Raw genomic sequence first — 14,466 nt, 5'->3', positions numbered from 1 at the left:
GGGGACTCGACGATGCATCATGCCGGAAGGATACATTCTCTGGAGACGTTCGGGACGGTCGACGGTCCGGGCATTCGCTTCGTGCTCTTCATGCAGGGCTGCGCGCTTCAATGCGCGTATTGCCACAATCCCGATTCGTGGGATACCAAGGCCGGACAGCTGCGAACGGTCGACGATATATTGGCCGAGATCGAACCGTACGTTCCGTTCTACAAACGGTCGGGCGGCGGCATCACCGTGACGGGAGGAGAGCCTACGCTGCAGGCGCCTTTCGTCGCCGAGCTGTTCGAGAAGTGCAAGGAGCGGTGGGGCTTGCATACGGCGCTCGACTCGTCGGGCTTCTGCGATCCTCAACATGCGAAGCGGCTGCTCGACACGACCGACCTCGTACTGCTTGATCTGAAAATGATCGATCGCGCCGGACACGAGCATCTCACCTCGCAGCCCAACGATCGCATATTGGCCTTCGCGCGTCATCTGTCTGACGCCGGCATCAGCATGTGGGTTCGCCGGGTGCTCGTGCCGGGCTGGACCGACGGGATGTCGGAGCTGCTGGCACTGGGCGAATTTATCGGCGAGCTGCGCGGCGTCGACAAGGTCGAGGTGCTGCCCTATCACCGGATGGGCGTGTACAAGTGGGAGCAGCTTGGCAGAGCCTACAGGCTGGACGGCGTGCCGGAGCCATCTCCGGACGAGGTGAAGCGGGCTTATCGGCTGATCGAGCAAGGCAAACAAGCTGCAATTGCTTCAAAGTCTGCAAAGACTGCAAAGGCCGCAAGGTAACGCGGACGGACGCTTCTTCCCGGCGAGGATCGGGGAGATGCGTCCTCGTGCGTTCCATCGAGAAAGGAGACCTTGACATGTCCACCGTATCCTTGACCGGCGCGATTCTCGCAGGCGGCGCCAAGTCGCTTTTGGGCGGCTCGCTAAAAGCGCTTTTGCCGCTGCAGGAAGAAGCCTTAATCGTCAGGCAGGTGCGCGAAATGCGCAAGCTGTGCAAGGAAATCATCGTCGTTACCGATACGCCTAAGCCTTTTTTCGACGTGCTCGATTCGTCCGTTCGCATCATCACGGATTTTTATCCGGGGCGCGGGCCGCTTGGCGGCATGCATTCGGCGCTGCGCCTCGCGCGCAATCCGCTCGTATGGATCGTCGGCTCGGACATGCCGTTCATCTCGGCCGAGGAAGCGCGCCGTCTGATGACAGGCTTCTCGGACGGCATTCAAGCCGTCATTCCGCTCGTCGGCGAGCGGCCGGTCCCCTTGCACGGGCTGTACGACAGCCGCTGCTCCGAGACCGTCGCCGCGCTGTTGAATGCCGGCGGCGGGAACATGGAGAACCTGCTCGGGCGAATCCCTTGGCTTGGCGTTCCGGCGGAACAGGAGGCGGGACATGGCGCGCCGTCTTTTTCCTTCGAGATCCGTTCCGAGGCAGATTACGAACGCGCAGAAGGCTTGCTGCACCTCGTCCGATCCACCGGCTGACCGTGCCGGCCCAGCGCCGTCAACGCTATTTCGAGTCGAATCCAAACGACGTTGCGACATGCATGCAGGATAATGTCGTTTTATGTTGAAATAGCTTAAGTACAGTCCGTCTCCGGGGGAAAGCCATACATGCCTTCAGTAGAACCGATCCATCATACATCCGCCAGAAAAGCAGCGCTGGGCGTTTGGGCGCTGCTTCTTGTCATTTTTATTCTTCTTTCTGTTCCGATCGCGTGGAGCACGTCCCTCTATGAGGACCGAAGCGTACGGAAAGCCGATCAGGACGCCGCCGCCGCGCTTGCCGCCCAAGCCAATTCGCTGAGGCTGGCCGTAGAGCGAAGGCTGCTGCTGTCGGAAAGTCTCAAAGCGTTTGCCGACACGGAGCTCATGCAAGGCAAAACGATCGACGTCGCGCGGTTCAACGAGTTCGCTTCTCATTTCGTGCCGAGCATCCCGGACGTTCGCAACCTGTCCTTGTATCCGGACGGCATCGCGCGCTTCGTATATCCGACCGAGGCGAATGAAGCGCTGTTCGGGCTCAATCTGTTCGAGCACCCGGACCCGGAGGTGCGGGCCAACGCGAATCGCACGATGAAAATGAAAGGCGTCACGCTCATCGGGCCGCGGGAGCTGGCGCAGGGGGGCCTCGGACTGATGACGCGGCAGTCGATTTTCGTTGACGGCCGTTTCTGGGGCTTTGCCTCGATCGTGCTGGACGTGCCTGCGCTGATCCGGGAGGGCCTTCGATCCACGGATACGGGCGAGCTCGATATCGCACTGCGGGCCAACGGCATTCTCCTGCTCGGCGACGAGGAATTGTTCGAAGGAGAAGGCTTGCGCGAGATGGTTAAGCTTCCCGAAGGCGAATGGGCGCTTGCCGGCAAACTGAAGAAAAGCCAGCTGCGCGAGATCGAGGACAAAGTGCTGCTGATCCGCGTGATCAGCATGCTTTGCGTGGCGCTTATTCTGTATTTGCTGTACGTGCAGCTGACCGGCAAAGCCAAGCTCGACATCAAGGTGCGCGAGCGAACGAACGAGCTACAACGGGCGAACGAGACGATCGAAGCCTCGAACGAGGAGTTGATCGCGATCGAGGAGGAGCTTCGCGAACAGAACCGGATGCTCGAGAGCAAGGAGCAGGAGCTGCGTTACCTGGCGTATCACGATGCCGTCACCGGCGCCTACAACCGAACGTACTTCAACCGGCAGCTCGAGGAACAGCGTGCGATTGCCGAGCGCCTGGGACGCAAGCTTGCGCTGCTATACCTGGATCTCGACCAGTTCAAGCTGGTAAACGATACGCTTGGCCATACGGTCGGCGATATTTTGCTGAAGGAAGCTGCGATGCGTCTTCAGAGCGTTGAGGGCGAACAATATCCGGGGTTGGCATTTTACAGAATAGGGGGAGACGAGTTCACGCTCATTCTTCCGCACCTCGAAGATCCGGAAGCCGGCAACCGGCTCGCCGCGCAAGTGATCGAGCTGTTCCGTCAGCCGTTCTACTTAAAAGGTGCGGAGTATTACTTGACCGCAAGCGTGGGCATCGCGCTTTACCCCGATCACGGCGCCGACGCGCCGACGCTCATCAGGCACGCTGACAAAGCGATGTATGCGGCCAAGGAAGCCGGGAAAAATCGTTATAAATCGTACGAGGGCAACGATCAGGCGGGAGCAAGCGAGCTGATGGAGCTGCGAAGCTACCTGCGAAAGGCGCTCTCTCGGGGCGAGCTCGAATTGTACTACCAGCCCCAGATCCAAGCGGGAAGCGCCAAGCTGGTCGGCATGGAGGCGCTGCTGCGATGGAATCACCCCAAGCTGGGGCCGGTGTCGCCGCAGCGGTTCATCCCGTTGGCCGAGGAGACCGGACTCATCGTCGAGATCGGGGAGTGGGTGCTGCGCGTCGCCTGCGCGCAGAACAAAGCATGGCAGGAGGCCGGCTACCCCGAGTTGCGCATCGCGGTCAACCTGTCCGCCCGCCAGTTCGCTTCCGGCGACGTGGCCGCATCCGTTCGCGGCGCGTTAGAAGCTTCCGGTCTCGATCCGCGGTATCTGGAGCTGGAGATTACGGAAAACATGGCGATGAAAAACGAAAATCTCCCGACGCTTGAGCTGCTGCGGGACATGGGCATCACGCTGTCGATCGACGACTTCGGCACCCAGCACTCTTCGCTCGGCTATCTGAAGACGCTGCCGATCAGCCGGATCAAGATCGTTCGCTCCTTCGTCAGCGGCATCGGCCAAGACGAGCGCGACGAAGCGATCATCCATGCGATGATGCTCGTCGCCCGCCGACTGAAGCTGTCCGTCGTGGCCGAAGGCGTCGAGACGGAGGCGCAATACCGATTCCTCGCCGAGCATGAGTGCGACGATATTCAGGGCTTCCTGTTCTACCGCCCGCAGCCGGCAGAGCTAATCCAGAAGGTGCTGCTCGAGCATTGGAAATCATAACTTTCGTATCGTGCATGACCGCGGTACGCATAAAAATCCCCTCGCGCTATCGGAATGCGCAAGGGGATTTTTCGCAGGCAGATTATTCGTCTTCGTCTTGCTTCTCCACCAAATGCTTCAGCATCGCCAGCTTGTTGTCCCAGAACTGCTCGAAGTAGGCGAGCCAATCCTTCAGCTCCGCCAGCGGCTCCGGGCGAAAGGCATAACGCGTCTCGCGCCCGGCGCGCCGCTCGGTGACGAGTCCCGCTTCCCGCAGGATCCGCAGATGCTTGGAGACGGCGGTCCGGCTCATGTCGAACTGCCCGCTGAGCGCGGACAACGGCTGCTCGCCCTGCGTCAGCAGGCGCAGCAGGCGCCGCCGGCTCGGGTCCGCGATCGCCTGATAGACGTCGTGCTGCGGCAGCGCTTGTCCCATCAGGCTTCGACCAGCCGCTGCAGCTTGGCGACGATGCCGTCCCAGCCGCTTGCCATATGCCCGCGGATGACACCGTGCGGTTGTCCGAATTCGGTCAGCGTATCTTCGTCCCAACCGCCATGGGTGAGCGTGAATGCGGTGCGCGAATCCGACAGCGCCTTCAGCTCGAAGGACAGCGTCCAGTCCTTGCCCCAGTTGATCGCAAAACGTTCGGGCGGATCGAATGCGGTCACTTTGCACGGCGACATGCCGAACTGTCCGGCGTTGATCGTAAATTCATGGCCGACAACCGGCTCGAAATCGTTCGGCGGCATAAACCAGGCGGAAATGCCTTCGGCCGTAGATACCATTTTCCAAACCTTCTCGATCGGCGCGTTCAGCTCCAATGTGCGCACGATGTCGGGGAGTTTGCGGGCGTTGCTCATATCATATGCCTCCTCTGAATAAAGGGAAACCATTTGGTTTCATACGCTCATAATACGAAACCAAATGGTTTCATGTCAACTGGGAATTAGGCCTGAGCGAACAGAACGGCGTTTTTCCGTTTTAACAGTATCCCCTTCGATCAGGAAAGCCCTTTGATTAGGAAAGCCCTTCGATCAGGAAAGGCCTTCAATCAGGAAAGCCCTTCAATCAAGAAAGCGAATGCAGACAGGGCCGCACTCGCTTCCTTGGAATGATACGTCGTCGAAATGCGGCGCATATGAAGCGCCTTTTCCTGACGCAAGGGGATATTGTTCAAACGCTCGGGAGTGCAGATACCGTCACCTGAAAAAAGCTGCCTGCGCAAGCCCTTATTACGGTAAAAGGGTTGTGCGTAATTACGGTATTCGTTCATTTGATGCAAAAACGCCGAGGCGGGCATTGCCGCGTGAAGCGAAATCCGCAGCCTTGTTACTGGGCTTCGTCTTCGCTTTGCCGCTGCTCGCGCATGCGCGTCATCTGCTGCCATACCGAGCCGGCGGCTTCTTCGCCGCTGCGAATGCGCGCGATGGCGATCTCGGCCTGCAGCTTCACCTCAAACTCCGGCTCGGCTGCGGCCAGGCGCTCCAGCGCGTCGAGCGCGGACTCGTCGCCCGCCTCGTAGAGGAATCGCGCGGCGCGCCAGCGCACGAGCTTGTTGGCGTCGCCGAGCGCTTCCGCCATGGCCGGACCCGCGGCGGGATCGCCGATGTCCGAGAGCGTGTCCCCCGCGGTGCGGCGTACGGCCGCCGACGAATCCTTCAGCGCGGCCAGCAGCGGCGGCAGCGCTTCGGGAATGCGCAGGTCGCCGAGGTAGACGACGGCGAGCCGGCGCACCGACACCTGCGGGTCGCGCGCGGCCTGCGCGAGCAGCGGCAGCAGCTCCGCGTCGGGCTTCGCCCGCGACAGCGCCGCGTAGCGCGTCTGCCAATCCGGCGCGCCAAGCGCGGCCTCCAACTCTTCCGGCGTCGTCGCCCGGCTCGCCGCGGCGCCGCCTTCGGGCGCGTCCGGCGCAGCTGCGCCTTCGCCCGCGCCGGCAGTCTGCGCGGCCGCGATCAGCTCGCGCAGCCGCTCGTCCGGGTAGGCCGCGTCCAGCTCGCGCGCGACCTCCTCCAATATCTCCTGCGGCTCGCCGTAGCGGACGCCGAACTCCGCGAGCCGCCGCTCGCGGATGAACGTGCCGGCAGCAGCCTCGTTCACGGCGTCCGTGAACCGCTGGCCGAGCGCGGCCCGCGACTCCTGGCCGCCGCTCTGCACGCGGATCTGCATCGGGATGCCGCGGTACATCTGCACGAGCACGCGGGCTTCGCCGAAGCTGTATGCGAGCGCGTCGTCGCCCGCGCCGGCGCCTCCGCCGTCCGCCGCGGCGCCGAACAGCTCGCGCACGGCGGCCAGGATGCCGGCCCAATCCGCGCTCGGGCGGCGGTCCAGCGCGAAGAAGTCGGCCGTCCGGAACGCCGATTTCACGCCGGGAATCTCGAGCAGCTTCGCCACGAAGGGCGGCAGCTGGTCTTTCTTGTCCATCGTATAGGTGTGGCGCTCGCCGGCAGGCAGCGCCTCGTCCACGTTCAGCTTCATCGAATTCGGGCTGGGCGTCGGCTCAATTGATAGCAGCTTCATGTACACACGACCTCGCTTTGCATATGTTGAACTCGCCAATCTCTCTCTATACAATACCGCACCGCGTTCCGTATTGCCAAAGGAGGGGTATTTAAGTGACATATCGGCCTTGGAACAATGGCCTGATTCCTGCTATAGTAAGATTAGTACGTCAACGGAGGGGTACCATGCCTAAGAGCCGCTTCGGCAATCTGGACGCCATTCGCGCGGGGGCCGCGGGAAGGGACCAGTTCGCGCGATGGCGTCAGGAACGCCTGCAGAAGATGAGGAACAAGGGATACCTGGAATGCGTCCCGAACGTGAAGCCGGATCTGTCTTTCCTTCATCATAACCGTCAAGAGCCGTCCGTCACCTGGATCGGGCATTCTACGTTTTTGCTGCAGATGGGCGGGCTTAATATCGTCACCGACCCGGTATGGGCGCGCCGCATGGCGCTGCAGAAGCGGCTGGCGCCGCCCGGCGTCGAGCTGCCCGACATGCCGTCCGTCGACCTCGTGCTCGTCTCACATTCTCACTATGACCACCTTCACTTCGGTTCGCTGCGCCGCCTGCGGGGGCCCAAGCGGCTGTACGTACCGGCCGGCCTGAAGCGCAAGATGGCGATCAGAGGGTTCGGCGAGGTTCACGAGATGCACTGGTGGGAGAATTGCACCGTGCACGGGGTGAAGTTTACGTTCGTGCCCGCGCAGCACTGGACGCGCCGCAATCCGTGGGACATGAACAACTCCCACTGGGGCGGCTGGGTCATGGAGTCCCACCAGGGACCGACCATCTACTTCGCGGGAGACAGCGGCTACTTCAGGGGCTTCGAGGAGATCGGTCGCCGCTTCAAGATCGACGTGGCGCTCATGCCGATCGGCGCCTACGATCCCGAATGGTTCATGGCCGCGCAGCACGTCAGCCCCGAAGAGGCGCTCAAGGCCTATCAGGACCTGAAGGCCGACATTTTCGTACCTATGCATTACGGCGCCTTCAAGCTGTCGGACGACACGCCGATGGAGGCGCTGGAGAGGCTCGAGGCCGAGCGCGCGCGCCTCGGGATTCCGCAGGAGAAGATTTTCCTGCTCCAGCACGGAGAGACCATGCGCTTCTCGCGGAGCCATGTCATCGATAACGAAGCAAAGGATGGATTGGATTGATCACAGTTAACAACGTGAGCCTCAGATTCGGCAAGCGTCCGCTTTTTGAGGATGTCAACATCAAGTTCACGCCGGGCAACTGCTACGGCCTGATCGGTGCGAACGGAGCGGGCAAGTCGACGTTCCTGAAGATTTTGTCGGGCGAAGTGGAGCCTTCGAGCGGCGAAGTGCATATCACGCCGGGCGAGCGCCTCGCGGTGCTCAAGCAGAACCACTTCGAGTACGATGAATTCAAGGTGCTCGACACCGTCATAATGGGCTACGAGCGCCTGTACCAGGTCATGAAGGAGAAGGACGCCATCTACGCGAAGGCCGACTTCACCGACGAGGACGGCATGCGCGCGGGCGAGCTCGAGGCCGAGTTCGCGGAGATGAACGGCTGGGAAGCCGAGAGCGACGCGGCCGAAATGCTGAACGGCCTCGGCATCACGACCGACCTGCACGACAAGCAGATGTCCGAGCTGGGCGGCAACGAGAAGGTCCGCGTCCTGCTGGCGCAGGCTTTGTTCGGTCAACCGAACATTCTGCTGCTCGACGAACCTACCAACCACTTGGACCTCGAATCGATCAACTGGCTCGAAGAGTTTCTGGCGCGCTATACGGGCACCGTCATCGTCGTATCGCATGACCGGCACTTCCTGAACCAGGTTTGTACGCATATCGCGGACATCGACTTCTCCAAAATCCAGATGTACGTGGGCAACTACGACTTCTGGTACGAGTCGAGCCAGCTCGCCACGCAGCTGATGCGCGACCAGAACAAGAAAAAGGAAGACAAGATCAAGGAGCTGCAGGCGTTCATCCAGCGCTTCTCGGAGTACAAGTCGAAGGCCAAGCAAGCGACCAGCCGCCGCAAGATGCTCGACAAGATCTCGCTGGACGATATCCGTCCGTCGAGCCGCAAATATCCGTTCACCCAGTTCAAGCCGGAGCGCGAGGCGGGCAAGCAGATCGTCACGGTCGACAACGTCAGCCTTACGGTCGATGGCGAGAAGCTGCTGGACGGCGTGTCCTTCGTCGTGAACAAGGGCGACAAGATCGCGCTGGTCGGCCCGTACGGACAGGCCAAGACCGCGCTGTTCCAGGTGCTGATGGGCGAGGTGGAGCCGGATTCCGGTTCGGTGCAGTGGGGCGTCACGATTACGCCGGCGTATTTCCCGAAGGACAATTCGGCATACTTCGAGGGCAACGACAGTTCGCTCGTCGATTGGCTGCGACAGTACTCGAAGGATCAGGACGAGTCGTTCATCCGCGGCTTCCTCGGCCGCATGCTGTTCTCCGGCGACGAAGCGCTGAAGAAGGCGTCCGTGCTGTCGGGAGGCGAGAAGGTCCGCTGCATGCTGTCCAAGATGATGCTGACGAGCGCCAACACGCTGCTGCTCGACGAGCCGACCAACCACTTGGACCTCGAATCCATCACGGCGCTGAACAACGCGCTCGTCGACACCGACGAGACGATGATTTTCACGTCGCATGACCATCAGTTCATCCAGACGATCGCGAACCGCATCATCGAGATTACGCCGAACGGCCTGATCGACCGGATGACGACGTACGACGAGTACCTGGAAAATCCGGAGATCGCCGCACTGCGCGCACGCATGCTGCCGGCCTGATCGAGCGGAATTAAAGCTTCGACATTTCTGTAATACAACTGTAATGTGCGTTTCCGTTTCAACGGCGGTCGTTTTGTACAATGTATGAGTGACCCCCCTTTTCAATATATCTTTTCTTAAGAGCCTTCCGGCCGGACGCCGGAGGCTCTCTTTTTTTTGTGGTATGATGTTTAAACTTATAAAGCGATGAAGGGGACGCCTATGTTCTATTCGCTCAGAAACCGGCTGATCGCTTTTTTCGTCCTGCTGTTCGTCCTGTCGTTCGGCGCGCTGTCCGCGCTGATCTTCAACGAATCCCGCTCGATCATCCGCTCCTACATCGAATCTTCGGCACTGGAGAAAATGGACGAGTATGGCTCGTACGTCGACATGGTCCAGACGCAGATCTACGACCTCGCTTCGCTTGTCTTCAACAGCGATCTGACGGACGAATGGGACGAGGCCGCCTCGGATCCGAAGTTGCCGGAAGGCGAGAAGATGTTGGCGCATCTGCAGATGAGCAAGTATTTGTCCCAGACGACCAACAGCTACTCGAGCGTCTCTTCCGCCGCCATCTACCGTCAGGAAGGTGTGTGGGTCAGCATGAGCAATCAGGTCGTCCGCGACAAAGCGTTTTTGAACCAGGCGTGGTACCGCAGCTTCAAGACTGCGAACGAACGCTGGCTGCCGGCGCATACTGACGATGTGGAGCTGCAGATTCGGGGCAATTCGAATCCGGTCGTGAGCATGCTCATGCCGCTCGGCGCCTTCGAGCCTTCCCAGGCGCGCAATGTGCTGAAGGTCAACGTAAGCGCCGACTATTTTCTCAAGCCGTTGAATCGTATCCACCTCGGGGAGAGCGGCACGATCTATTTGCTCGACCGCGGCGGCGATCCCATGCTCTCCCAGAGCGAATACGGCTCGCAGGACGAAGCGCGGAGCCAAGTGGCGGCCGTACGGGAAGGCTGGCGCAAGCAAGGCGTCGCCTACTTTAAGAACGAGAAGGGACAGTCCCAGATTCTCGTCTACAAAAAACTCGCGCTGACCGACTGGATGCTGGTCGGCTTCGTCTCCGAGCGAGACCTGTACGCACAGCTGCTGAAGCTGCGCAACAGCATCGTGTTCCTTTTCGCGCTGCTGCTCGCCGTCTCGTTGTTCCTCGCCTTCTGGCTATCGCACGGCGTGACCAAACCGCTCTCCCGGCTCGTATCCGCGATGCGCCACGTGCAGCGCGGCGACTTCGACAGCGCCGAAAGCCGGCTGCCGCCTTCGCGGCGCGTCCGGAGCGAGGTCGGATTCGCCACCGCGACCTTCCGCAACATGATCGTGCGCCTTCGCCAGCATATCCAGAGCGAGTTCGAACTGAAGCTGCTGCGGCAGCAGGCCGAGTACAAGGCGCTGCTTATGCAGAGCAACCCGCATTTTCTGTTCAACACGCTGGAGCTGCTCAGCAGCCTCGCCATGCAGAAGCGGACGGACGACACGGTCAAGGTCATCGTCTCGCTCGGCAAAATGCTGCGCTTCTCGCTTCGCCTGAGCGACGACCTTGTCAGCCTGAAGGAAGAGATGAAGTACGTCCGGGATTACGCTTCGATCCTGCAAGTGCGCTTCGGCGACAAGCTGCGGCTCCAGGTCGTGGAAGAAGGCGATCTCGCGTCGTTGACCGTCGTCAAATTCATTTTGCAGCCGCTCATCGAAAATGCCGTGAAGTACGGCTTCCGGCAGCATCCCGAGGCGATTGTGGAAGTTCGGGCGTTCCGGTCCGACGGGCGTCTGCATCTGCGCGTATCCGACAACGGGCCGGGCATGCCGGAGCAGCTGCGCCTGCAACTGCTGGAGGGCTCCGGATCGTCCAGGCTCGACGACATTCTGAGCACCCGGGAACGGCAGATCGGGCTGGGCAACGTGCTCGCGCGCTGCCGCCTGTATTATGGCTCACTATTCGAGGTGCGTATCAATGCTGCGGACGGAACCGGCACGCGCATTGAACTCATCATTCCCGTACAGGAGGCGTTAAGCGATGTACCGCGTATTGATCGTGGATGACGAGCCGGAGATCCGGCAAGGTCTAAGGCTGAAAATCGATGCGGACAAGCTCGGGCTCGAGCTGGCGGGAGAGGCTTCCAATGGCGTCGAGGCGCTGGAGCGCCTCGAGGATGAAGCCTACGACATCGTCATTACGGATATGAACATGCCGGTCATGGACGGCGTCTCGTTTTTGGAGGCGTGTCGCGAGCGCCACCCCGACGTCCGTCTCGTCGTCATTACGGGCTACGAGGATTTTCAATACGCGCGAGCCGCGCTGCGGCACCAGGCCAGCGATTATTTGCTCAAGCCCGTCGCTGCGGACGAATTGGCGGACGTGCTCGCTAAGGTGACGGCCGAGCTGGACGGCGCAAAGCAGGAAACTGCGCGCGAGGAGCGGACCCGCTGGGAGCTCTCGCAGTATTACAAAGAGATGAAGGAGCACTTCATCGTCCGTCTGATCAAAGGCGAAGCGGATCGGGAGTCCGCGGCGCTGGAGCGGGCGCGCCGATTTGGGCTGGACGCGTGGGCCGGGACGGAGGTCCGCTTCCTGACCGTCGGGCTGCGCGAGCGCGAACGGATCGGCATCCGGGAGCCGGACCGTTCCCCGGAGCAATTTCGCCTGCCGTTCGAGCTGATCTGCAGGGAGCGGGCGCTGGAGAGCGGCGGGGCTTGCGAGGCGTTTCGCGACGCGAGCTATCCCGGTCTCGTGCACTTCGCGATCGCGGAGAGCGAGGCGTGGCTGCGGGATTTCGCGGAACGGCTTGCGGAGCGGACGGCTGCGCTGCTGGGCTTTGAGCTGGCGGTCGGCTTCGGGGGGACCGCGATGGGCTTCGGGCAATGGAAGGAGGGTTATCTCTCATCGCTGCTCGCCTGGAACCTGTCCGAGAGCGGGCTCGCCGGGGAGGACCGTCGGTCGCCAGCCGGCCGGACCATGCTCGCCGGCGAGGACCTCAAGGTGTTCGAGCGTTATCTCGAACGCGGGGAACCCGAAGCGTTCTCGCGCGCGATTCGGCAGCCGCTGGACGAGGCGTTCGCGGCTTCGCAAGCCGGCTTCGTCAAAGTCATCTTCCAGCTGTACCTGCTGCTGGAGTCGCTGGCGAACGAATCGCGCATCGCCCTGGACCACGCGGAGCAGTTGTGGCTGCGTCCCGAGATGGCGCTCGCGCTGGATTCGGCGGACAAGGCTTGCGTCTTTTTGACGCGGATCGCCGAGAAGGTGGCGCGGCAGCATCGGCACGAGGCGGAGGAGAACGACCATGCGCTCATCGACGCCGTACTGCGTTTTATCGACGAAAATTATATGACGGACCTGAATCTGACCGACCTGGCCGAGCGGTTCAATTACAACCCCTCCTATTTCTCGGAAATGTTCAAGAGCAAGGTCGGCAAAACCTTTATCCAGTACGTCACCGACGCCCGGATGGCGCAAGCGATCCGGCTGCTCGAAGGCACGCAGCTTAGCCTGTGGGATATCGCGGAGCTGACGGGTTTCTCCAACGCCAGCTACTTCAGCTCCAAGTTCAAGCGGACGTACGGCGTCACGCCGTCCGACTACCGGCAGCGGGCGTCTGCATCCGGAAAAATTGATAGCGAATTGCCGAAGAAATAGAATTCAGCCTTCCGCCTCCGATGCTTATGATGAATCTATCATCATCGCAAAGGAGGCGTCGCCATATGCGGACTGCGCGCCGGCAACGGGCTTATCCCCACAACCGTACGGCCTATTTGTTTTTGCTGCCCTGGCTGATCGGCTTATTTTGCCTCACGCTCGGGCCGATGCTCGGCTCGCTGTATTTGTCGCTGACGAAGTACAATCTGCTCAGCGCGCCCGAGTGGATCGGCTTCGCCAATTTCAAAACCATTTTTACAGACGACTCCACCTTTACGGGCTCGCTGAAGCTGACGTTCAAATACGTCATCCTGTCGGTCCCGCTGCGGCTCATCTTCGCGCTGCTCGTGGCCATGGCGCTGAACAAGGGGATCAAGGCGCTCGGCATTTACCGCACCGGCTACTACATCCCGCCCCTGCTCGGCGGCAGCGTCGCCATCTCGATCGTCTGGCGCCAGATCTTCGACACCGAGGGCCTGATCAACGGCTTCCTCGGCTGGTTCGGCATCGACGGTCCCGCCTGGATCGCCCACCCCGACTATCTGATCTATCCGATCGTGACGCTGTCGATTTGGCAGTTCGGCTCCGCGATGGTCATCTTCCTGGCGGGTCTCAAGCAGATTCCCGCCGACCTGTACGAAGCGTCCCAGGTGGACGGCGCGGGCAAGGTCCGTCAGTTTTTCAAGATCTCGCTGCCGATGCTGACGCCCGTCATTTTTTTTAACCTGATCATGAGCATCATCAATTCGTTCCAGGCGTTCACGCCCGCGTATGTCATCGGCGACGGACACGGCGGACCGCTCGACGCATCGATGTTCTACACGCTGTACCTGTACCTGAAGGGATTCTCCTACTTCGATATGGGTTATGCCAGCGCGCTGGCCTGGATCATGCTCGTCATCATCGCCGTTTTTACTGGCATCATTTTCGCCACTTCCCGGTTCTGGGTGTTCTACGGCGACGGCAAGGAAGGGAGGTAATCGGGCATGCTGACGTTAAGACGCTATTCCGGCAGCGGACTGCGGCATCTGCTTATCGTCCTGATCGGACTCGCGATGCTGTACCCGGTGCTGTGGCTGCTCGCGAGCTCGTTTAAGCCGAACCAGGACATTTTTACGGATACCGGTCTTTGGCCGAGCACGTGGACGCTCGATAACTACCGCAACGGGTGGAAAGGCTTCCAGGGCATCACGTTCGCCCGCTTCTTCGGCAACTCGGCACTGGTCTCCGTGCTGGCCGTGCTCGGCAACATCATTACGTGCTCGTTCGCGGCTTACGCCTTCGCGCGGCTCGAGTTTCGGTTCAAAAAGGTCTGGTTCGCCATGATGCTGGTGACGATTATGCTGCCGTACCACGTCACGCTCGTGCCGCAGTACATCATTTTCAGCGAGCTGCACTGGATCAACACGTACCTGCCGTTGTTTCTGCCAAAGTGGCTGGCGCACGATTCGTTTTTTATCCTGCTCATGGTCCAATTCATCCGCGGCATCCCGAAGGAGCTCGACGAGAGCGCGACGATCGACGGCTGCAGCCAGCAAAAGCTCTACTTCCGCATCATCATGACGCTGCTGGCGCACGCGCTAAACACGACCGCGATCATCACCTACATCTGGAAGGGGAACGTCCTATAAAGTAAGATGACCTATAAAGGCGTCATCAAGCTGCA

At 60.7% G+C, this 14,466-nt stretch carries 12 protein-coding genes and 1 pseudogene; 9 read left to right on the top strand and 4 right to left on the bottom strand.

Annotation, left to right across the window (positions count from 1 at the left end):
• The first annotated feature begins 12 nt into the window (after nucleotides 1–12).
• The 3 genes from pflA to KVT38_RS29675 all read left to right on the top strand — a co-directional run bounded on the left by pflA (nucleotide 13) and on the right by KVT38_RS29675 (nucleotide 3,932).
• On the top strand, nucleotides 13–783 hold the full coding sequence (gene pflA / locus KVT38_RS29685; protein ID WP_217597371.1) for a pyruvate formate-lyase-activating protein: 771 nt from the start codon (nucleotides 13–15) through the stop codon (nucleotides 781–783).
• Between the two features lie 77 nt (nucleotides 784–860).
• Nucleotides 861–1,484 (top strand): molybdenum cofactor guanylyltransferase, encoded by a 624-nt coding sequence (mobA, locus tag KVT38_RS29680; protein ID WP_217597370.1) that lies wholly within the window; start codon nucleotides 861–863, stop codon nucleotides 1,482–1,484.
• Between the two features lie 129 nt (nucleotides 1,485–1,613).
• Nucleotides 1,614–3,932, top strand: a complete 2,319-nt coding sequence (locus tag KVT38_RS29675; protein ID WP_217597369.1) for a bifunctional diguanylate cyclase/phosphodiesterase — start codon at nucleotides 1,614–1,616, stop codon at nucleotides 3,930–3,932.
• Nucleotides 3,933–4,014: 82 nt separating this feature from the next.
• Here the strand turns inward: KVT38_RS29675 and KVT38_RS29670 are convergent, their stop codons facing one another.
• From KVT38_RS29670 to KVT38_RS29655, 4 genes are all read right to left on the bottom strand, one after another.
• Nucleotides 4,015–4,347, bottom strand: a complete 333-nt coding sequence (locus KVT38_RS29670; protein ID WP_217597368.1) for an ArsR/SmtB family transcription factor — start codon at nucleotides 4,345–4,347, stop codon at nucleotides 4,015–4,017.
• On the bottom strand, nucleotides 4,347–4,772 hold the full coding sequence (locus KVT38_RS29665; protein ID WP_217597367.1) for an SRPBCC family protein: 426 nt from the start codon (nucleotides 4,770–4,772) through the stop codon (nucleotides 4,347–4,349). The genes KVT38_RS29670 and KVT38_RS29665 overlap by 1 nt, the downstream gene beginning before the upstream one ends.
• A 191-nt stretch (nucleotides 4,773–4,963) precedes the next feature.
• Complete coding sequence (locus KVT38_RS29660) at nucleotides 4,964–5,185, bottom strand: hypothetical protein (protein WP_217597366.1); 222 nt, start codon at nucleotides 5,183–5,185, stop codon at nucleotides 4,964–4,966.
• Nucleotides 5,186–5,241: 56 nt separating this feature from the next.
• Complete coding sequence (locus KVT38_RS29655; RefSeq protein WP_217597365.1) at nucleotides 5,242–6,429, bottom strand: conserved virulence factor C family protein; 1,188 nt, start codon at nucleotides 6,427–6,429, stop codon at nucleotides 5,242–5,244.
• A 167-nt stretch (nucleotides 6,430–6,596) separates the two neighbouring features.
• Between KVT38_RS29655 and KVT38_RS29650 the strand changes: the two genes are divergently transcribed.
• The 6 genes and pseudogenes from KVT38_RS29650 to KVT38_RS29625 form a co-directional block, all read left to right on the top strand.
• Nucleotides 6,597–7,568 (top strand): MBL fold metallo-hydrolase, encoded by a 972-nt coding sequence (locus KVT38_RS29650; RefSeq protein WP_217597364.1) that lies wholly within the window; start codon nucleotides 6,597–6,599, stop codon nucleotides 7,566–7,568.
• Nucleotides 7,565–9,184, top strand: coding sequence for an ABC-F family ATP-binding cassette domain-containing protein (locus KVT38_RS29645; RefSeq protein ID WP_217597363.1), 1,620 nt, complete (start codon nucleotides 7,565–7,567; stop codon nucleotides 9,182–9,184). The genes KVT38_RS29650 and KVT38_RS29645 overlap by 4 nt, the downstream gene beginning before the upstream one ends.
• Before the next feature lie 201 nt (nucleotides 9,185–9,385).
• A complete protein-coding gene (locus KVT38_RS29640) occupies nucleotides 9,386–11,209 on the top strand; it encodes a cache domain-containing sensor histidine kinase (RefSeq protein WP_217597362.1) in 1,824 nt (607 codons plus the stop codon).
• Nucleotides 11,184–12,800: a response regulator gene (locus KVT38_RS29635; protein WP_217597361.1), complete on the top strand. Its 1,617-nt coding sequence runs from the start codon at nucleotides 11,184–11,186 to the stop codon at nucleotides 12,798–12,800. The genes KVT38_RS29640 and KVT38_RS29635 overlap by 26 nt, the downstream gene beginning before the upstream one ends.
• 65 nt (nucleotides 12,801–12,865) lie before the next feature.
• Complete coding sequence (locus KVT38_RS29630) at nucleotides 12,866–13,780, top strand: carbohydrate ABC transporter permease (protein WP_217597360.1); 915 nt, start codon at nucleotides 12,866–12,868, stop codon at nucleotides 13,778–13,780.
• A 6-nt stretch (nucleotides 13,781–13,786) separates the two neighbouring features.
• Nucleotides 13,787–14,413, top strand: a pseudogene (locus KVT38_RS29625) (carbohydrate ABC transporter permease); the annotation flags it as partial.
• Nucleotides 14,414–14,466: the final 53 nt, after the last annotated feature.

Origin of the sequence: Cohnella sp. GbtcB17 (assembly GCF_019091135.1) — a bacterium.
Lineage (GTDB): Bacteria > Bacillota > Bacilli > Paenibacillales > Paenibacillaceae > Cohnella.
Note: the sequence above shows the minus strand (reverse complement) of the source record. Positions and strands in the feature narration are given on the sequence as shown.

Coding starts and splice junctions, on each gene's coding strand:
- KVT38_RS29640 (WP_217597362.1), top strand. CDS start 9,386: ATGTTCTATTCGCTCAGAAACCGGCTGATCGCTTTTTTCGTCCTGCTG.
- KVT38_RS29655 (WP_217597365.1), bottom strand. CDS start 6,429: ATGAAGCTGCTATCAATTGAGCCGACGCCCAGCCCGAATTCGATGAAG.
- KVT38_RS29670 (WP_217597368.1), bottom strand. CDS start 4,347: ATGGGACAAGCGCTGCCGCAGCACGACGTCTATCAGGCGATCGCGGAC.
- KVT38_RS29630 (WP_217597360.1), top strand. CDS start 12,866: ATGCGGACTGCGCGCCGGCAACGGGCTTATCCCCACAACCGTACGGCC.
- KVT38_RS29660 (WP_217597366.1), bottom strand. CDS start 5,185: ATGAACGAATACCGTAATTACGCACAACCCTTTTACCGTAATAAGGGC.
- mobA (WP_217597370.1), top strand. CDS start 861: ATGTCCACCGTATCCTTGACCGGCGCGATTCTCGCAGGCGGCGCCAAG.
- pflA (WP_217597371.1), top strand. CDS start 13: ATGCATCATGCCGGAAGGATACATTCTCTGGAGACGTTCGGGACGGTC.
- KVT38_RS29665 (WP_217597367.1), bottom strand. CDS start 4,772: ATGAGCAACGCCCGCAAACTCCCCGACATCGTGCGCACATTGGAGCTG.
- KVT38_RS29635 (WP_217597361.1), top strand. CDS start 11,184: ATGTACCGCGTATTGATCGTGGATGACGAGCCGGAGATCCGGCAAGGT.
- KVT38_RS29675 (WP_217597369.1), top strand. CDS start 1,614: ATGCCTTCAGTAGAACCGATCCATCATACATCCGCCAGAAAAGCAGCG.
- KVT38_RS29650 (WP_217597364.1), top strand. CDS start 6,597: ATGCCTAAGAGCCGCTTCGGCAATCTGGACGCCATTCGCGCGGGGGCC.